Source organism: Anaerobacillus alkalilacustris, assembly GCF_001866005.1.
Lineage (GTDB): Bacteria > Bacillota > Bacilli > Bacillales > Anaerobacillaceae > Anaerobacillus > Anaerobacillus alkalilacustris.
Window position 1 is genome coordinate 220,197 of record NZ_MLQR01000001.1, and the last position, 20,308, is coordinate 240,504.

Below are 20,308 nucleotides of genomic sequence, written 5' to 3' on the forward strand. Positions count from 1 at the left end.
TTGCGCTTTTCTTGATTCCAGATGAAGATAATCCCTTACATCAGTCAATGACCGCCAAAAAATGGCGGTACACCGCCACATATTGTCGGTTCGAAAAATTCTTTTTTAACGTATCATTATAGATAGATTTCCAATTATTAAATATTAACAATTTTAGAGAGGGTGTAGTGAATGTCAGAATTACACGAGAGAAATGAAATTATATTAAAGCCAGGGAAGCCTTCGTTATTCGGTTTGTTTTTATATCCGGGTGAGCAGTTTGAGAAGTTAAAAGCTAATCCACTTATTTTCGTACCGTTACTATTAGTAACACTTATTTACACTATCGGAACTGCTATTATGGCTTTTGGAATGGATAGTTCGTGGTTACTTGTACAATTTAGTCCTGAGGAAGCCGATCTTTTTGCTGAAATGGAAATGTTCATGCGCATAGGAATCTTATTTTTCGGTTTATTTATCCCAATTATAAGTGCACTTTTATTTGCTATTGTTTTTATTATTATTGCAAAAATTAGTAGAAGTGCCGTTACGTTTAAACAATTAGTTTCTTTAGGGATTTTTGTATCAGTGATTGGCGGAATAGGAATATTATTTAACGCGATTATGACGACATTTTTTGGAACGAACCCAGATATTCCTTTTACTAGTTTAGCGATATTCTTTGGTGAAGAAAGTGAATTAATGGCATTATTAATCGGTATTGAAGTATTCTCGATTTGGCAATTAATTGTTACCGTGACAGGTTTAAGAAAAGTAGCTAATTTTGGTGCTGCGTTAGCATGGATAGCCTCCATTGTATTTTATTTCATTAGCATAATGATTACTCTATTAATTAGTTAAGGGGATTATTCATAATACGGCTTTTCGCAAGTATCGTTGCGAAATCCCTTTTAAGTATGTAAAACAAAATGCTAACAGACTTTGTATACAGGTCTCTTAAGTTAGAAAGAAGTCCATTATAAAAAGAAAATCGATCGCATTGTTAGTTAGTAACGTTGAGTTTGGCATGATGGATTTGTATCAAGTACGATTCTAGTAATTATAAGAGGAGAGTTTATGAAGAATAAGAAAAAATGGATCATAACAGGTGTTATTTTATTAATAGGAGCTATGACATCGGTAGGGGTTGCTCGTTCATTAGAAGAAAATATTTTTGAGGTTCAAATAGTAAATCCTAAGATGAAAACTTTAGCAACTGAGGTGATGTTGCCAGGAACCCTCCTTGTCAAAGATGAACAAATTATTTATCATTCTCCAGACAAAGGAAATGTTTATGAGTTGTTAGTTGAGGAAGGAGAAATAGTAGAGAAAGGCACTCCGCTAATTAAATATAAAAGTGATTCTCTTTTGCTTCAAAAAGAGCAGCATGCATTAACAGTAGAAGCTAGTAACCTACGTTTATCACAAATAAAAAATCAAGAAAACAATTTAAATAAACAGAAAGCTGATTTGAAAAAACAAAAAGCTGATTTAGAGAAAAAAGAAGCGGAGTTAAAGAAAGAAATAGGAAAAGAAGAAGCAGTAGCAATGTTGGAAGTAGAAAAACAACAAATCAAAGCTGAAGAACGGCAAATTTTAACACAACAACAGCAATTCGAATATGAAAGAAAACTAATTGATTTAGAAATAAAACAGCATCAATTGCAAAAAAGATTAATTGATTCAAACGAAGAGGAATTAACCGTCATTAGTAATATAGAGGGTAAAGTTATTATTGCTAATGAAACGGTGGTGACAGCGTACGCAGAAAGCAGTCCAATGATTTTACAAATCGTAAATACAGAAGGCTTTGTTGTTAAGGGAAATTTATCTGAATACGATTCCCTAGTTGTGAAAGAAGGGCAACATGTGAAGATCCAGTCAGATGCGATTCACAATGAAGAGTGGGAAGGGATTGTCAGTCATGTTGCTTATAGTCATATCACAAGTGAGGTTGCCGTTAAATATCCTATCACAGTTGAAATCTATTCTGAAAATAATAATCAGCTTAGACCTGGTTTACAAATGATTTTGCAAATCAAAACTGACGAAAGAAAATCGATGGTGATACCGTTATCAGCAATTTTACAAGAAAGCGGAGTGAACCACGTTTTTGTAGTAGAGGAAAATTTAGCATATAAGAAGGAAGTTGAGCTAGGTATTGTCTATGGGGATAACATCGAAATTGTTAAAGGACTTTCGGCAGACGAAAAGGTAATTAAGGAACCAATGTTGACGTTACATGATGGAATGGAAGTGATCGTTCTTGATTAACTTGCAATCCGTTTCAAAAACGTATCGATTAGGTTTAGAAAATGTCCATGTTTTAAAAAATATTTCACTTTTTGTAAATCAAGGTGATTTTCTTGCGATTATGGGCCCTTCAGGATCTGGGAAGTCAACGTTAATGAATATTATCGGTTGTTTAGATCAGCCAACTTCCGGAACGTACCAATTCGAAGGCATTGATATTACAGCCTATAATGATGTTGAACTTTCAAAAGTAAGGAACCAATTCATTGGTTTGGTATTTCAACAGTTTCAGCTACTTCCAAGGTTAACCGCACTTAAAAATGTTGAATTACCAATGATTTATGCTGGTTTTAGTAAAAAGGAAAGAAAAGAAATGGCGTTAGAAGCACTTACTAAAGTAGGTTTAGCAAATAGAGTTCACCATCTACCTAATGAACTTTCAGGTGGCCAAAAACAACGAGTCGCTATAGCAAGGGCATTAGTGAATAACCCAAGGGTGATATTAGCCGATGAACCTACAGGAGCTCTTGATACGAAAACGAGCGAATCCATCATGGAACTACTAACTCAATTAAATCGAGAAGGAACAACTATTCTCATTGTTACACATGAGCAAGAAGTTGCTGCATTTACAGAAAAAACAATTATTGTACGTGACGGAGAAATTGTGAATGAGCGAAAAGAAGGAAAGGAACATTTTGAGTATGGGTGTAACTGAAAACATACTTATGGCGCTACAATCTATCCGTGCCCATAAATTGCGATCTATTTTAACGATGTTGGGGGTAATTATTGGGGTAGCAGCAGTTATTATTGTTGTTGCAATTGGTCAAGGCGGAGAACAGTTGTTGAAATCCGAACTTACAGGTGCTGGTAATACGATGGAGGTTTATTATATGCCTTCAGAGGAAGAATTGAGAGCGAATCCAAATATTGATTTCTATTCGGCATTTTCATATACAGATATCCAGGCAATTGAGGAAATTCCTGAAGTGAAACGAGTGGTTGCCAGTAGTTCAGAATTTAGTACTGTAAGATACCGAACAGATATATCGGAGGCAGCAATTTTTGGTATTAATGATGCGTATTTACATGTTCATGATTTATCACTTACAGAAGGAATATCTTTTACAACTTCAGATTTTTTAGGTGGCCGTAGAACAGCATTAATTTCTCATGCTTTAGTAGAGGAACTTTTTGAAGATAAAAGTGCGGTTGGAGAAATAATTCGTATTGGTCATCAACCTGTCGAAGTTATTGGTGTATTAGAAAAACCAAAAGGACTTTTTGCCTTCGGTTCGATGGATGTTTATATCCCTTACAGTAGGGGCGAAGTCAACCGTCCTTATGTTCCACCATACTAAGGTAGGAGAGTATTCTCGTTCGCACTACTGGGTAGGAATAAGCGTAGTTGTTCTCTGCGAGGGTAGAAGCACTGTCAAACTCTGACAGACGCAAGCCCCCACTTCAAAAAGACCGCAAAGGTCGTTAAGTGGTGGGTTGTTGACATCATGTGTTAAATATGGAAGAGATAGCTGAGGCGATAGGCCAAATTACGAGAATCATGACTATGATTATTGGTGGAATTGCAGGGATTTCTCTTTTTGTAGGTGGTATTGGTGTAATGAACATTATGTTAGTTTCAGTGACCGAGAGAACGAGAGAAATTGGTATTCGAAAAGCATTAGGTGCTACACGTAGACAAATTTTATTCCAATTTATTATTGAAACGATCATTCTAACATTGATAGGTGGAATGATCGGCATCCTATTAGGTGCGATAATTGCATCTTTAGTATCATTAATAGCAGGATGGCCGTCGTTAATCTCAATTCCAGTGATTATAGGTGGATTGTTATTTTCAATGATAATAGGCATTATTTTTGGTTTTATACCAGCTAACAAAGCATCCAAGTTAAACCCGATTGATGCATTAAGGTATGAATAGAGAAAAACAATATGTTCATAACATAAGATTAGGAAGGAGGAATTATCTCATGATCAAATTTATAATTTATTTTGCGATTTTTTACTTGATAGGTTATAATTATGGCGTTTTTACGAAGGGGACAGTTTTTGATAGTTTTTTTGTCATGTTAATTCTACTATTTATCTTGATTTTTTTATTCGAATGGATAATTAGTCTCATTAAGGAAAAAAGGAAACCGGAAGCTTTTGACGATAATAAACAGGGTATTGAAACATGGGATGATATGCTCAAAGAAATTAAAGAAGAGATTGAGAAAACATGGTGTATAAACTATAAAAATAATTGTATAAAGATTGTAAATAAATATAATCAAGAGGAATTGTATATAAACGATAAACTTGTATCTAAGAAAAAAAGAAAAAGTTGGTATTCGTGGATAATACCGTATCAAACGTTAACTGGTGTCATTGAGGAAAATGGCCATACTCTATTAGTTGAAGCCAAATTAGGTGGTTTTGTAAGTTTAACTTGTAAGTTATATGTGAATAAACAGTTGATTTTCAAAGAGAAAATTAAATTCAATCTACTTTCAAGTGAAAAAAAGAGATAAAGTGAATACTAATTTCCATTTTAATCAAGCGTAGAGCGGTAACTTAATTTAAGTTATCGCTCTTTTCAAGTGGAGTACGGTTTAATAAAATAAAAGGAAGTATAAGTATGTAGTTTTAATGAATTTCGAAATTGTTATATAATACCGTTATAAGTTTAGTAAATCGTCAGTTAGTCTACTATATATACTATGGAAATTTTATCAAGAAAGAAGAGTTGATGTTATGAAGAAAAAAATGATTTCGTTTCTTGAAGCAGCCAAAAAATCAACAATAGCACTTACTGAGTTGGAAAAATTAGCAGAAGCTAGTGATACATATGATGATTTTGCGGCTGCTGTTTTTGCACTAATGGATGAAGGGTATTTACATGCGGTAAAGAGTCATAATAAAAATTGGAAAGAATTACCTAACGCTTTTCGGATCCAAAAAGGAAAAGTAAAGCAATCTTTAATAGACTCTATTCAAAAGCTTCAATTTAATGTTCATCCAGCAATACAACTACGTGCTTATTTTTCTACTTCAGAAAAGAAGTGGGTCGAGGATAAGCCGTGGATCATGAAAATTGATGAATATTTAAAAAAGAATGAACTACCTAATGTGGCTACGAATAGCTCGGAGCGCTCTTATGAACTAGTGAAGGATGAAAAGTGGATCGATGAAAAAGGGGGGGAAGCTCTGCTAGAAACAATTCATCTATTTGATAAGTTAAAAATCATCAAAACCCCTGACCCCTTGATGTTTTCCCTAAACCTACATCGATTAACTTCTACTCAAAAAGTACATAAGCATCTCATCGTGGAAAATAAAGCAACATATTTTGGATTAATGGATTTGTTATCTTCTACTAGTTGTACAACGTTAATATATGGATCAGGATGGAAAATAGCATCAAGTCTTAGTCAATTGGCTCAACAGCTTGGTTTAACGAAAGATGAGTACAAACATGAAATCTATTATTTTGGAGATCTAGATTACGAAGGGATTTCGATATATTACTTTCTTTATGAAAAATATCATGTAACACTCGCTACAGAGTTTTATCAAGCATTAATAAAGAAGCCCTTTTACAAAGGAAAAGAAAATCAAACGAGTAATGAAGAGGCAATACAATATTTTTTACAACATTTCGAAAAAGAAGAAAAAGAAAAAATAGTTAGTCTTTTTCAGGAGAAAGGTTATTATCCTCAAGAAGCTCTAGCTACAAATGAGTTACAAAATATTTGGAGGAAAGCTACATGGGCACAGAATTAAAGGGGATAACGGAAAACTATCGTGAACGTATGCAGCGATTAGCCTTATTTGATCCGCTATTTCGATTAGAAAACAAGCGAGAGAAGGATGATAATAATCAACCGATTGATTACTTCGGTTATGGCCTATTAGCGCTTTTATTCTTCTTTGAAAATATGCTAATGAGAAATCATAAAACGAGTATTCAAGATTTGGCCCAATATTTTTACAAGCTAAATCAAGGCGAGGCATCACTAACCCCTGAAGGTTTTAAGAAGGTTGCTCGTACGATTGTTGAAACGTTCCGACCACCTAGTGGTAAGCGGAACGAAAAAATATTTTACAATTGGGAATTAAGGCAACATGAAACCGTACAATATTCACTATTAAAAGCTGATCGTGCTGATGTGAAAACGAACACACAGTACTATAAATTAGATGAACAAGGTCTAGAACTTGTATTTGCGACAAAAGAGTATTTTACTGAATTTCAGCTTTCGATTAACCAGCTCGTCCTTCGTAAACAACTAGAAAAAGGTGAATTTGTCGGTGCTCTTCGGCAAATCGACGAAATGCACATAGATGTGGAATCGTTAAGAAAACGAATGACTGTCGTGAAGCACGAAATTCAAAGGAATATTATTTCCGATGAGACCTATGAGCGCTATAAGCTAATGGTTGAAGATATAAATTCTCGATTATCACGAGAAAATGAAGAATTTAGTGAGTTACATACATTTGTGAAGGAGACAAAAAATCGGCTTGCATATGATATGAACTCTGAGAAAGATCGAAAAGCATATGAGTTAATTTTGCAAATTGATCGAGAGCTAGGTGAGGTGCATCATATTCATACAATGTTATTGAAAGAAAGCATTCAGCTGAAAACAACCGCATTACATGCAGCCCAAGAGGCTCTTTACTATGTAGGAATAGATTCGTTTAACTTTAAACAAGAGATCACAACGGCGCTAGTCAGTAAGCCATTACCATTAGAGGCATCAAAAAGACTAGTGGAACCATTTTTAACTATTGAGCAAAGTGAAACATGGTCACCATTCATCGTTTTTTCAGAACAAAGAATCGAAACGAAAGATGGTTTGGAACGGACAAATGCTTTTGATGACCTTTCTCTTGATGAGTTGCAGCAAATCGAAAATGATGAGGTTCGCCAAATATTTGGGGATCTTATGTCACTTATAGTAAAGCTCATGGGAGATAAAAAAGAAATAACGTTAAAGGAAGTTGTAGATGAGTTAGCCGTAGAGCACTCAGATTGGTTAGATAAACGAATTTTTTATCAATTTTGGTATGTCATGCATCAACGCTCGCCAATTACTTATGAAAATACAGAAGAAAGTAATGAAGCTGTATTTGAAAAAGTTTTAGAATTAATGAAACACCAGTTCACACGTATTGAAGTAGTAGAATTACGAGAAATTATTCGAGTTACGAAGCGATTTTCAATCCAAAATATGACGCTTCGTTTAATAGAAGGTGATGAAGATGGATTATAGTCAAGAAGAAGTGATGATGGCCTTTCAAATATATGCAAAAATTAGTAGGAAGGGTTACAGTGAAGCCGATGAGCTCAGGGTTTATTTAGCAGAAGATAAGGTAAGAGGGCTAGTAGATCAATTTGCAAGAGAAGTAGATTGTACGATTTTTTCTGTTGGTGAACGTTTGTATTTTGTTCCGCTTGCAATGAATTCCCCTTTCCATATCTCTAATGATACGTTAAAGAAGACCTTTTTTACTGGAAAAACAGTAAATGCAGATATTTACTTTATGTATGTGACGATCATCATTTTATTTGGAGAATTTTATGATAGTTATCAAACGACAGAAGCCACTCGTGATTTTATTTCGATGACAGATTGGCTTCTGCAAGTAAATGAACGCCTAGAAACATTACAAGCCATTGGAAAAGAGGATTTAAAAGAGTTAGAAAAGGAATACGAGTACAATTGGAGTGCAATTATTGAAAAGTGGTCTGATTTGGATGATTTAAAAGAAACGGCGAAAGCACAAACAGGGAGAACAATAAGTAGACTTAGTTTTCTTCATACGGTTAAAAGGTTTTTAGAGGCTCAAGAATTAGTTCAAGATATCGGGAATGATGAATTGCAATTGACTGAAAAAGCCAAGGTCATTATTCAACGCTATTACATGGAGCTTGAATACAACCGTGGGATATTAGAATTTATTTATTCAATGGAACGACCAAAGGAGGAAGCGTAAATGCCTTCTATTTCAAAAATAAGGTTCACAAATGTCGTGTATGAAGGTGGTGGAAAGCGTTATAATGACGATCTTTTCTTATTTGATAGTCATAATGGGGCAATACTTCTTGAGAATGGCGGTGGTAAAACGGTTTTTATCCAAACGGCCATTCAAGCCATTCTCCCAAACGTAGAATTGGCTGAGCGAAAAATGAAGGATACCCTTTCTCTCGAATCTTCAAGTGCACACATTGCGATTGAATGGATCATCAATGAACGACCGAGACGTTATGGCCTCACAGCAGTGACATTATTTATGGCAAAAGAAGGATTGAAATCGTATCGTTATACGTATGAGTACGAAGAAGGGGACAAGCATCGAATTGAAGATTTGCCATTTGTTCGTTCGATGGCAAATGGCAAAGTGCGTCCAGCTAATCGAGATGAGATGAATGAGTATTATACGACGATGAAGGCAAATTATCCTCTAAAAGCTCAAACTTTTGAGACGGTTAAAAGTTATCATCAGCATATTGAAGAAAGGTTTAAGATCATTGCTTCTGAGTGGAAAAAAATCACAGTCATTAATAGCTCAGAAGGTGGTGTGGAAAGCTTTTTTGATGGGTGTAAAACGACTTCCCAGCTTGTTGATCAGTTACTTATTCCAACAGTAGAAGAAGCAATTGCGGGAAAAGGATCCACAGATTTTGTGCAAACCTTTGAAAAACAGCGAGAACATTTTAAAGCTCATAAGCGATTGCGACGAGTGATAGAAGAAAATAAACAAGTTGAAAAACAAATTGCAAGTTATGTCTCATCATTTGAGCAATTATATCAAGCAGAAAAACGATTTGTAGAGCAGAAGATGAAAGGGAAAGCGTTATACAACTATACGAAACATGAGCAAGAAGAAACGAAGAATGCCTTAAGTAAGATAGAAATTAGTCTGAATGGTTGGCAAGGGGAACAAAAAGAGTGGGATCGAAAGGATCAATCATACACGATCTCTATTTTAGAGCAGAAACGGGATAAGGCCTATGAACGATATTCGGAAGAGAAAGATGCATTTGATCAGTTAGTAGCGGAACAAACGGATAAACAAACCCGTTTAGCACAACTAAAGGTTGCAAAGGTGAAGAAGGATATTAAAACGAATGAAGAATTACAGAAGCATTTTTCTAATCAATTAGACTTGCTAGAAAAAGATGAAGAAACATTAGAGTTAGAGGATCGGTTAAAAGATAATACAGCTTTTTTAAAAGGATATTTTGTAGAAGAAGAAACGAGGATTCGACAGAATATCGATCAAATTGTTCGTCAACAGGAACGAAAAAAAGAAGAATTAGCACAGAGTAATAAGGTGTTGGTGCAAAATCAAGAGTTTTTGAAGGAACTAGAATTAAACGAGCGTGAAATAGAAAGTAATAAGAACCATTATGAAAAAGATCTGCAAGATATTGCAAATCATATTTTATCTAATCCGTTGAAGGAAAGAGTCGAGGATGAGTTTCTAAAATGGGAGAAAGACCTCCAAGATCTTGACGAAGCAATCATATCGTATGGAAATCATATTAAAAAGCTCGAACAAACAAAAAAGGAGCTTCAGGAAGTGATTCCTAATGTGAAAATGGAGTATGAGAAATCCCATGATGAAGCAACGAAATATAAGCAACAGCTTACGTTAATTGATGAAGTCCAATTAGAGACTTTAAGAGACATACAAGTTTTAAAACCACGGTGGGAGCATTTCGACTCGATTTACGCAAAAGAAGATACGATTTTAAAGCAAATCGAAGAAAAGGTTGAAAAGCTAGTTATAGAAAAGGAAGACCTTTTTTATAAAGAAAGACAAGCGACTAGGTTTGCTGATGAATATGAAAATAACTTAATTTTTACAGCAGATCCTAAATTAGAAAGATGGAAAGATCGTTGGCGAAATCAATTTAACTATCTAGAGTTAGGAACCTCATTTGTTCAGCAAGCGGTTATCTCACTTGAAACATCGGTAGAGGAACTTTACGCTAAGTATCCTTATTGGGCGATTACGATAATTGTAACGGAAACAGAAGTAATGAAATTACGTGAAAAGCTTTATTCTGTTGAAATGGAGCTTTCTCATCCAGTGTACATTTGCACTGAGGTGGAAGCACGAACATTCATTCATGATAAAGGAAAAGAAATGAATCAGAAGGTTTTTCCAAAAGTCTGGAAAGATAATCTATCCTTAAATAATTTTGACGAATGGAAAACACAAGTTCAATCATTGGCAAATGAAGCAAAACAAAACAGGAAAAATAAAGAATCTGAGTTACATGGCTGGGGATCTGCTTTAAATAAAATTCGAGAATTTTTAAAAAAATATCCGTATGAACATTATTTTCATCTTAAGGAACAGCTTAAGATAGCTTCGGATGAAGAAGCGAAACAAAAGCGAACCTTACATGAATTAGCGAATCGTCTAGATAAAATTGATAAAGAAACAAGAGACTATAGTGGTCGACTTTCAGAGTCGAAGGATATTTTTAATGGCTTAATGAACAAAATTGTGGAAGGAAGAAAGTACTTTTCAAAAAAGAAAGAACTTCATTTTTCAACGAAGGAATTAAGGGGAATTCGAGGGAAATTAGCAGAAGCAAATCAGAAGTTTGAAAAATCGAAGAAACTCGTTTCCAATCTTGAAAAAGAACTTGTGGAAATAGAAGGTCAACTAAGGGAAGCAAGAGAGCCATTGTACGACTTAAAAGGAGATTCGTATTATAAAGAAGTAATAGATGAACATCCAAATTTTTCTTTAAAAAGTTTTGATGTACTCATAAATGAACGAAAGTCGTTGAAAAATAAGTTAGAGGATAAGCAACAGGGAAGAGAAGTAATTGAAGAAAAGCTAGCAACTGTTAAGACGAAGCTTATAGAATTAACGAATGAATTAAAACAATTAGACCAACAATTTGATAATGTAGAGGCTGTTGATTTCCCTCCGCATGGTAATGAGGAAGCGTTTCGACTCATTAGCGAGATTAGTAAATTGGAAAAAACAACAGATACGTTAAGACCTCTAGTGGATAATCTCCGAGATAAATGGAGATCTGCTAGTGATAAATATACTATTCGTAAGGATGATTTCCTTCAACTTTTTAATGAAATAGAGATTTTTCAAGAATCGCTTCAAGAAGTAAGAGAGAAGCTTGACTTGGAGAGGAAAAAGCTACAGGAACGGTATGAGTTTTTAGTGAGCGAACAAAAGAAATATCATTCTAATGAGGAAGCGATCGGTAAAGCGTTAATTGAATTAGAGAAATATGACGCTCGTTTTGCCTTTCTTCATGAGAATGTAAAGGAAAGTTTGATAGATGAAGACACACAACAAAATTATTCATATAGACGTAAGGAAATGATCTCTCGACTTTTAAAAGGTATGACAATTGCTCAACAGGAAGTTATGTCAAGGAAGGAGCAGCTCAACAAGGAAAGAACGACATTTATTAGGTTTTGTAATGACGCAATTTATGATATCAAGCTTCGTCAAACATGTATCTCTGGCATTGAACATAAAGGTACGTATGATAAAATGCTTGACTGGCAGACCAAAATGAGTGATCGCATTCATCGAACAGTGAAAATTGCTGAGGAAGACATGCGGGAGCACGACAAACAGTTGCAACAATTTATCTCTCATCTTCACTTGTATTTACGGACAATTACGGATGAATTAAGACTTATTCCAAGACAGACTCGCGTTAAAGTTGAGGATAAGAGCAAAGACATTTATGTGTTTTCTGTTCCTGATTGGGATGAACAAAAAGGGAAGGAAGAGCTTCGTCGACATATCGATTGGATGGTGCTTCAACTAGACAAAGATGAGTTTAAAGATGATGAGGGAAAAGAGGATGAGTCGCTAATTCGAAAACAGATCGAAAAATGGCTCCATACGAAGCAACTTCTTAAAAATGTAATGAAGGAAAAAGAGATAAGTGTGAAGTGTAGGAAAGTAAGTAATGATGGTAAAGTTAGCGGTGCCCTTACTAGTTGGGAGAGGTCAAATGCATGGTCGGGAGGAGAAAAGTGGAGTAAAAACATGACGCTGTTCCTCGGAATTCTGAACTATCTAGCCGAAAAAAGAGTGCCACTACAAGGAAACCAAAAAAGGCATAGAACGGTCATTGTTGATAATCCATTCGGAAAAGCATCGAGTGATCATGTATTAGACCCAGTATTCTTTATTGCTGAACAGTTAGGGTTTCAAATGATAGCCTTAACTGCTCACGCTGAAGGGAAGTTCATTCGGAAATACTTCCCTGTCATTTATAGCTGTCGCTTAAGAGAATCAGCAAACGGAGACACACTAATCATGACAAAAAATAAAGAAATTAGAACAGCATTCTTCAAAGATCATGATCCTGAAGCTATGGTTAGGCTTGGTGAAGACGAACAAATTTCGTTGTTTTAATAGAAACTCTAACAGTCATTCATTGAATGGCTGTTATTTTTTGTAGTATCAGAATTTATAAATTTCTAACTTGAAAACTGTCTAGCGCAAGCAGCCTACGAGCTCGGTCACTTCAGTCAAGCTACTGACTTCAATAACTACTTGAATAACGTCTCTGAATAGCTTCATGCAGCTTTGCTTCATGCAGCTTTGCTTCGAGGAAGCTTGCTACGAAGCTATGCTAGAAGACGCAGAAGCACATAGTTGCGGTCAAAGAGCAGAACGCTACTTGCCGACCTTCCAGTGTTTGTCGCCGATAGGCGGGCGCCATGCGCTTTTCTTAAGATAAGAGTTCAATTACTGCTTATCGAAAAGAGGAAAGTCCTTTGTTTGCAAAGTTGTTAATGATTTTGGCCATTTCTCTTGGAGATTTATCCATTCCATTATCTAACCATGATTTAATAACATGAATACTTCCACTAACGACAAACATACTGACATATTCTGATATTTTCTCATCAAGATTGTTAATTGCGACCCAGTTTTTCATCGTAAATTGATGAGTGATGTTCATGATTCTCGTTTGAAAGGAGGGATCCCCGTGTTCGCTCATGAGTGTTTGACACAAATCACTGTTTAAGGCAATATAGTCTAGTATTTTTTCTGTCATCTGTAACGCTTCTTCCTCTTTGGTAAAATTGTAGGAGCTAAGTGTAGTGTACATATCATCGATTATTTCTTCTTCTATTTTATAAAGAAGGTCATAGTGATCTGAATAATGAGTGTAAAAGGTTGAGCGATTAATATCAGCTGTTTCACATAGTTCTTTTACAGTAATATTGGAAATTTGCTTTTCTATCATTAGTTTCATTAAGCTATCTTTTAAAACCATTCGGGTATATTTTTTGCGTCTATCCATTTTAGAAGTCACGTTAAATCCTCCTATATTTCTGTTATCCAACAAACTTTCGCTTTGTGTTGGGGATTGGACGAATTAGAATGAACTGTTTGTTGTATATCCAACACCGTGTCTATATAATGATAAGATGAAAAACATGAAAGGGCAAGAGAGGATGAATGATTATTGGAATAGCAGCACGACTTATCAAACATAAAAAACTCGTTGTATTTACTTTTGTGCTCATCGCAATCATCTCTGCTGTGGCGCAATTTTTTGTTTCTGTTAATTATAATATGGTGGATTACTTGCCAGATGATGTCCAATCGACTCGAGCGATAAAAATAATGGAAGAGGAATTTACAGCCTCTGTACCAAATACAAGAGTGATGATTAACGATGTAAACATACAAGAAGCACTTGTTTATAAAGAGAAGCTCGCGAGAATTGACGGGGTTTCTGATGTAATATGGCTAGATAATGTCATTGACTTGAAAACGCCGTTAGAAATGGCAGACCAAGAGACGGTGGAAAGCTATTATAAGGTCGGCAAAGCTCTTTTTTCATTTAGTGTAAGAGATGGCGATGAAGTTGCGATTACCGATCAGATTTATGAATTAATCGGCGAAGAAAATGCCATGGCTGGTGATGCTTTAGATACAGCTATTTCACAAAAAATGGCGGGTTCAGAATCACTCTATGCCGCATTTTTGTTAGTCCCAATTATTATATTGATCCTTGTTTTATCAACTACGTCTTGGGTAGAGCCTGTATTTTTCCTCGTTGCCATTGGAGTTTCAGTAATTATTAACTTAGGTACAAACATTTTTATAGGGGAAGTTTCTTTTGTTACACAATCTGTTGCCCCAATTTTACAACTGGCTGTCTCGCTGGATTATGCGATATTTCTACTTCATAGTTTTTCAGATGCTAGGAAGCAAACGGATAATCCCGAAGAAGCAATGGAGCTTGCGATGAAGAAATCTTTTCCGGCAATTACGGCAAGTGCAGCAACAACGTTTTTTGGATTTATGGCATTGACGCTAATGAAGTTCGAGATTGGATCAGATCTTGGATTAAATTTAGTCAAAGGGATATTCTTTAGTTATGTTAGTGTTATGATCTTTTTGCCGGCGTTCACCTTATTTTTTTACAAATGGGTGGATAAGACTCAGCATAAAAATTTTGTTCCAAGTTTCAAAGGAATTGGGGCTCGCCTTTTAAAAATTAAAATTCCGAGCTTAATCATTGTTTTTGTTATTTTTATTCCGAGCTTTCTGGCGCAAAGTAATACGAACTTTATGTATGGTCTCGGCGATCAACCAGAGGACACGCGTGCCGGTAGTGATTTTCACATGATTGAAGAGGCATTTGGGGAGCTAACCCCAATCGTTTTATTAGTTCCTAAGGGTAATTTAGTAAAAGAGACTGAACTAGTACAAGAGTTACTGAAGATGAACCATGTTACAAGTGTCATTTCATATGTGAGTGCAGTCGGTACCGTTATCCCACCTGAATTTCTAGATGAATCAATAACGAATGAATTCTTTTCAGAAAACTATAGTCGGATTATTATTCATACGAATACTGGTAAGGAAGGAGACGTCCCTTTTTCTGTGGTAGAAGCGATACAGGAAAAAGTGAATGTTTATTATGGTGATCAGGCACTTAGCCTTGGTGAGAGTGTCACTTTATACGATATGAAAAATACGGTTAACAGGGACAATATCGTTGTAAATGTCGTGACAGTCATAACGATCGCCATCGTTTTACTTGTTACCTTTAAATCTATCTCCATTCCTTTAATCTTACTCATTACGATACAGTCTGCCGTTTGGATTAATCTATCTATCCCATATTTTACGAATACTTCGTTAGTTTTTGTAGGGTATTTAATTATTAGTACTGTACAGCTTGCGGCAACGGTAGATTATGCGATTTTACTCACAGAGGCGTATAAAGAGAATCGTAAAGAAATGCCGGCACTAAAGGCGATTAAGAAAACATTGGATGAAAAAACGTTTTCTATTTCTATTTCTGCTTCTATATTATCAAGTGTAGGGTTTATTTTAGGGGCTACTTCCTCCAATCCGATCGTATCCTCGATTGGATTACTGCTTGGAAGAGGAGCTTTGCTTGCTTTTATTTTGGTTCTCTGTTTCTTACCAGCGATGCTATTGGTTTTGGATAAATTTATTAATAAAACTACCTATAAAGCAAACTTTTATGAGGAGAAATGATGATGAGAAAAAAACGAATACTGCTAGTTGTTCTAGCTATAAGCCTAATTTTGCCGTCATTTCTTGTTGTTGCTGAAAATAATAGAAAAACGGGAGATATAACAGCCAAAGCAATTGAAATAGACGGAGAGTTGGCGTCGAAGGATGAAGTCGTATATGCTAATTTACATGCAAACGGCGAACTACATGAGATCTATGTCGTAAACACTTTAGATGTTGCGAAACAAGGAACAATTATTGATTATGGGACCTATGATAGCATTAAAAATTTAACTGATTTATCAGAGATTGAACGTGATAATGATACGATTCGTATCAATGCCACTAAAGGAAAGTTTTATTATCAAGGAAACATAAAAGATAGAGAATTGCCATGGGATATTTCAATCTCTTATGAATTAAATGGGAAGAAAATCGCACCGAGTGAACTTTTGGGTAAGGATGGTTATATAAAAATAACGATTAATACGTCAGCTAATGAAAATGTTGATCCCGTTTTTTTTGAGCATTATCTGTTACAAATTTCGCTAACACTTGATCCTGATATGTATCATGACATTGAGATTTCAGACGGAATGGTTGCAAATGCAGGAAAAAACAAGCAGGTCACTTTTGCGGTTATGCCGGATCACGAAGAAGAATTGTATCTTAAAGCTGATGTTCTGGATTTCGAGTTAGAAGGGATTGAAATTGCTGCGATTCCTTCGTCATTTGCTATTGATTCGCCTGATATTGATGAAATGACGAAAGAAATGAAGTCTTTAACGGATGCGATTAAAGAAATAAACAAAGGTGTTGCGGAATTAAGAAGTGGTGTTTCTAATCTTAACAAAGGTGTTAGTAGCCTTCGAAACGGTTCATTAGATTTTAAAAATGGGATGAGTGAAATGGATCAATCATCTGGTGAACTTGTTCATGCTTCAACTTCCATTAACAAAGCTCTTGCGACGATTAGTAGGTCCCTTGATGATATTCCAGGTGGAATTGATATAAGTGATCTGGAAAATATACCAGAAGGGTTAACGCAATTAGCGAATGGAATTCTCGAAACAGCAGACGGACTTGCTAAGCTATCGGAGAATTACACGTTAGCCTATGACAAATTAGGTAATGCAATAGCAGCCATTCCGAGCTATGAGATTAATGAAGAGGATAGGAATAGCTTATATATGAGTGGGGCCGATCCTGCAATCATTGATAAATTGATCGAGACGTATACTGCCGCACAGATTGTCAGAGAGACTTATTCTGTGACAAATGAAGCTTTTACCGGAGTAGATGAAATCTTAGAAACAATGAGTGGATCTATGGAAGGGATGGGAAACTCACTAGCATTTGTCAGTCATGAACTTTCCTCTGCATTAGAAGGTATGGATGATCTCGAATCTATAACACAACTATTAGAAGGATTAGCGGTATTTTCTGCAAATTATCAAGAGTTTCACGCAGGGCTTGTTAGTTATACAAAAGGTGTTGGTCAATTATCCAATTCATATCATAACTTACATGTTGGTATTGTTGAACTATCAACAGGAACAGCAACGTTAGAGGATGGTGTAGGTGAACTTTATGATGGCACAAATCAACTATATGAAGCAACAAGCGAACTACCTACACAAATGCAAGAAGAAATCGATCGAATGCTTGCAGAATATGATAAATCTGATTTCGATGCCGTATCCTTTGTGTCTCCTCAAAATGAGCAGATCAACCTTGTCCAGTTTGTGATGAAAACAGAAAGTATGAAAAAAGAAGAACAAGAAACAAACGAAATCCAAGTGGAAGAAGAAAAAGGATTTTGGATTCGCCTGATAGATTTGTTTAGAGGGTGATTGAGAATTGATTTTTTGTTTACACTCATAGAATGAAGGGAGCTTCAGATTTAATTGAGGTTCCCATATTTTATTGTGGGAAGGATGCGTTTTCATAAATCACCAGTAATCTATAGGGTACTCTGACAATTAACTATTTTCAAATTATAATCGTATGGTAATTGTACAGTACTCAAATATAATGTAAAAATGTAACTTTTCCAAGTGGTCAACCGTTATAATAGTAAGGAAGTATATTGAGGAGGAGAAATGATGAAGCATCTAAAACTTTTTGTTGTTGCGCTGTTGTTGATAAGTGTATTCATAAATGCACGATTATTAATAAAAGTCAGTGATCTGGAAAATAGATTGGATTCTATATCTTATCAGCAAATGGACATTACGCGAAGTGTCGATAGTCAAACAGCTCATATGTACAATCTTTTGGATGAATTTGTTAGAGAGCAAAGCTGGATAAGCTCAATTGGAATGGAAATAGAAACTAAAAGCATTAATGATAATATAGCAACGTTAAGCTTTAACTGGCAATTAAAAGAGCTGATCGATGATGCTGAAATTGTATTTCATTACAAATATGGTGACGAACAAGACTATCACTCAATACCGGTAGAGGAAATCGGACTTGGTTTATTTGAAGCAAGTATTCCTGTTGAACATCAATTAGAGCCGGAGTGGTATACGAGGTTAACAATGGGAAATGGGTCAAGTGCTGTAGAAGAAGTAGTAGTAGAAGCCATTGACGAATACGGTATGAGAAAAAATAATCCAAATAAGCTTTTATATTATGTGACTGTTTCTTATGATGATGTAGTTAAAAGTGGTGAAATTCATACATCCGATCTTGGCTATTTAGGATCACAATATTATGGTACCATTGAAACTTTTGTTGACATTCATCAAGATGGATACCATATTTCTGTTTCCGCCCCTCCGTTATATATTAATAGAACTAATAATCTGCAAGAAGCTTATATACAAAAGTTCAAGGATGGCATTTTTATACGTGAAGAGAGATTAACGCCAACTGAATTGATGGATGAGGACAATAGACAAGAACATGGAATTCACATGTATCAAAATTTTACAGATGAAAAATTTGATTATACTAGCTTGCGATTTATAGTCGTTTATAGTGGTGGAAAAACGTTCGAAAAAGAAGTGTATTTTCAATAATTTATAATCGCATCACACCGAATTTTGAATGAAGGGTTAGTAGGCCAAATTGTTTCTGATGATTTGGTCTTTTGTTTTAACTTGATATTGTGAAGTTGTGATTTTAAACGAAAGAACGGTATAGAGAATAGCTGCAGAAAATTCTTGTTTTTATAGAATTGAACTTATTAGGGAGACAAACGTGGCTAGATGAATATAATCACGATATCATTCCTACGAATTCCTATAATTGGTTAGGTAAAACTATTGGTAGGAGGGATGGTATGGCAATCAAGGTTTTAGTATTACTGACATTTCTGTGCTGTAATTTTTTATCGATGGCAAGTGCACAAGAACCATTAACAGCTGCATTTGTCCGTGACCATCAGTTATGGATAAAAAAAGGTGACCAAGAAACACAACTTACAAAAGGACAGTATGTGTATTCTCCGAAATGGTCATTCGACGGACGGTTTATAGCCTATATTGATGGGGAGGTGAGAGGTGAAAAATCTAACCTCTTCGTTTATTATTTAGTGAAACAAGAAAGTTATCAGCCATACGAAATGATAGAAACATCGAATTTTAAATGGTCGCCGATAAAAAATGAACTTGCCTACCTTTCAGGCACTGTATTAAATGTTACAAAAATAAAGGATGGGCGACCAAAAGGGTTTGAAAATGTCTCATTAGGTGTTAGTGATTTTGAATGGTTTCCAAGCGGACAAGACTTTATCGTTTCTTCTCAAGCAAATTTACTTCCAACCGGTTGGGGACAAGTCCAACTCTTTAGAGTACCGGTTGATGCAAATCTGGATGCTGAGAAAATAAAGTCCTTCTATACTATCCAGACGAGCACCTCTGATTTGTTTGCCATAACAGCAGAACATTTTAAATGGAGTTATGATGGTAAGTGGGTTAGTTTTCTAGCTACTCCGACAGCATCCTGGTCAAATGATAGTAATACTTTATGTGTTTTATCGTCAAAAGGAGAACACTTTCAAGCCGTTGTAAAGATGTTATGGTATGAAGATTGGATAAAATGGTCTCCTTCAGCAAATCAATTAGCATACATCTCAGGCGAAGGAAGATTTTTTGTGGAAAATAAGAAAACGACACTTGCAGAGATTCCGGTAGCTAAAAAACAAAAACAATACACACCTTCAGGTTATGTAGATCTAGATTGGATTTCTTCAGATGAAATGATTGTAGCTCGTGCCAAAGAAAATAAAGAGTGGAAGGAAGGTCCTATGCCGACTATGTATACGACTCTTTATGTTATAAACCTAAAGTCAGGAGAGCAAAAGCAAATAACCTTGCCATAGAAAAAAGAACTCGATAAAAGCCCTCAAGTCATCGGTACCTATCTAACATGGTTTCGAAGGGAAGCAAAGAATAACACAGGTGATTTATGGGTGAAGAATGGAATAAGTGATAAGGAATATATTTGGATAGAGAATGTAGATTTTGCTCCAGCTTTTTACCCAGAGCTGGAATGAATAGTAAGTGATTTAGTCCCAGATCACAAAAAGGAG

The 20,308-nt window shown here is 35.4% G+C and carries 12 protein-coding genes and 2 pseudogenes; 13 read left to right on the forward strand and 1 reads right to left on the reverse strand.

Translation table 11 applies throughout. The annotated features are described in order from the left end of the window. Positions 1–171 precede the first annotated feature (171 nt). The 9 genes and pseudogenes from yknW (at position 172) to BKP37_RS01250 (ending at position 12,672) form a co-directional block, all read left to right on the forward strand. Entirely contained in the window at positions 172–840 is a 669-nt protein-coding gene (gene yknW / locus BKP37_RS01205; protein ID WP_071307909.1) for a YknW family membrane protein, read from the forward strand. A gap of 216 nt (positions 841–1,056) precedes the next feature. Beyond that, on the forward strand, positions 1,057–2,253 hold the full coding sequence (locus BKP37_RS01210; RefSeq protein ID WP_071307910.1) for an efflux RND transporter periplasmic adaptor subunit: 1,197 nt from the start codon (positions 1,057–1,059) through the stop codon (positions 2,251–2,253). Continuing rightward, complete coding sequence (locus tag BKP37_RS01215; protein ID WP_071307911.1) at positions 2,246–2,950, forward strand: ABC transporter ATP-binding protein; 705 nt, start codon at positions 2,246–2,248, stop codon at positions 2,948–2,950. The genes BKP37_RS01210 and BKP37_RS01215 overlap by 8 nt, the downstream gene beginning before the upstream one ends. Beyond that, a pseudogene (locus BKP37_RS20885) lies at positions 2,937–4,180 on the forward strand (ABC transporter permease). Before BKP37_RS01215 ends, BKP37_RS20885 begins: the two are co-directional and overlap by 14 nt. A gap of 49 nt (positions 4,181–4,229) precedes the next feature. Continuing rightward, positions 4,230–4,772: a hypothetical protein gene (locus BKP37_RS01230; protein ID WP_071307913.1), complete on the forward strand. Its 543-nt coding sequence runs from the start codon at positions 4,230–4,232 to the stop codon at positions 4,770–4,772. 223 nt (positions 4,773–4,995) lie between these two features. Continuing rightward, positions 4,996–6,024: a Wadjet anti-phage system protein JetD domain-containing protein gene (locus BKP37_RS01235; RefSeq protein ID WP_071307914.1), complete on the forward strand. Its 1,029-nt coding sequence runs from the start codon at positions 4,996–4,998 to the stop codon at positions 6,022–6,024. After that, the gene (locus tag BKP37_RS01240; protein ID WP_071307915.1) at positions 6,009–7,520 is read left to right on the forward strand and encodes a replicative DNA helicase; all 1,512 of its coding nucleotides are present in this window, start codon (positions 6,009–6,011) and stop codon (positions 7,518–7,520) included. The genes BKP37_RS01235 and BKP37_RS01240 overlap by 16 nt, the downstream gene beginning before the upstream one ends. After that, entirely contained in the window at positions 7,510–8,244 is a 735-nt protein-coding gene (locus BKP37_RS01245) for a DUF6063 family protein (protein ID WP_071307916.1), read from the forward strand. The genes BKP37_RS01240 and BKP37_RS01245 overlap by 11 nt, the downstream gene beginning before the upstream one ends. Beyond that, positions 8,245–12,672, forward strand: a complete 4,428-nt coding sequence (locus BKP37_RS01250) for a coiled-coil domain-containing protein (protein WP_071307917.1) — start codon at positions 8,245–8,247, stop codon at positions 12,670–12,672. Between the two features lie 343 nt (positions 12,673–13,015). On the opposite strand, the gene BKP37_RS01255 is transcribed toward BKP37_RS01250, so the two are convergent. Then, positions 13,016–13,582, reverse strand: a complete 567-nt coding sequence (locus tag BKP37_RS01255) for a TetR/AcrR family transcriptional regulator (RefSeq protein WP_071307918.1) — start codon at positions 13,580–13,582, stop codon at positions 13,016–13,018. 146 nt (positions 13,583–13,728) lie between these two features. On the opposite strand from BKP37_RS01255, the gene BKP37_RS01260 reads away from it, so the two are divergent. From BKP37_RS01260 to BKP37_RS01275, 4 genes and pseudogenes are all read left to right on the forward strand, one after another. Then, entirely contained in the window at positions 13,729–15,789 is a 2,061-nt protein-coding gene (locus tag BKP37_RS01260; RefSeq protein WP_071307919.1) for an efflux RND transporter permease subunit, read from the forward strand. 2 nt (positions 15,790–15,791) lie between these two features. Further along, positions 15,792–17,621, forward strand: coding sequence for a hypothetical protein (locus BKP37_RS01265; RefSeq protein ID WP_071307920.1), 1,830 nt, complete (start codon positions 15,792–15,794; stop codon positions 17,619–17,621). A gap of 252 nt (positions 17,622–17,873) precedes the next feature. Continuing rightward, on the forward strand, positions 17,874–18,794 hold the full coding sequence (locus BKP37_RS01270) for a hypothetical protein (protein WP_071307921.1): 921 nt from the start codon (positions 17,874–17,876) through the stop codon (positions 18,792–18,794). Between the two features lie 263 nt (positions 18,795–19,057). Beyond that, a pseudogene (locus BKP37_RS01275) lies at positions 19,058–20,272 on the forward strand (TolB-like translocation protein). Positions 20,273–20,308 lie beyond the last annotated feature (36 nt).

Bases quoted from the DNA above. Each gene is read 5' to 3' on its own strand.
- yknW (WP_071307909.1), top strand. From the start codon at position 172: ATGTCAGAATTACACGAGAGAAATGAAATTATATTAAAGCCAGGGAAG.
- BKP37_RS01210 (WP_071307910.1), top strand. From the start codon at position 1,057: ATGAAGAATAAGAAAAAATGGATCATAACAGGTGTTATTTTATTAATA.
- BKP37_RS01230 (WP_071307913.1), top strand. From the start codon at position 4,230: ATGATCAAATTTATAATTTATTTTGCGATTTTTTACTTGATAGGTTAT.
- BKP37_RS01235 (WP_071307914.1), top strand. From the start codon at position 4,996: ATGAAGAAAAAAATGATTTCGTTTCTTGAAGCAGCCAAAAAATCAACA.
- BKP37_RS01240 (WP_071307915.1), top strand. From the start codon at position 6,009: ATGGGCACAGAATTAAAGGGGATAACGGAAAACTATCGTGAACGTATG.
- BKP37_RS01245 (WP_071307916.1), top strand. From the start codon at position 7,510: ATGGATTATAGTCAAGAAGAAGTGATGATGGCCTTTCAAATATATGCA.
- BKP37_RS01250 (WP_071307917.1), top strand. From the start codon at position 8,245: ATGCCTTCTATTTCAAAAATAAGGTTCACAAATGTCGTGTATGAAGGT.
- BKP37_RS01260 (WP_071307919.1), top strand. From the start codon at position 13,729: ATGATTATTGGAATAGCAGCACGACTTATCAAACATAAAAAACTCGTT.
- BKP37_RS01265 (WP_071307920.1), top strand. From the start codon at position 15,792: ATGAGAAAAAAACGAATACTGCTAGTTGTTCTAGCTATAAGCCTAATT.
- BKP37_RS01270 (WP_071307921.1), top strand. From the start codon at position 17,874: ATGAAGCATCTAAAACTTTTTGTTGTTGCGCTGTTGTTGATAAGTGTA.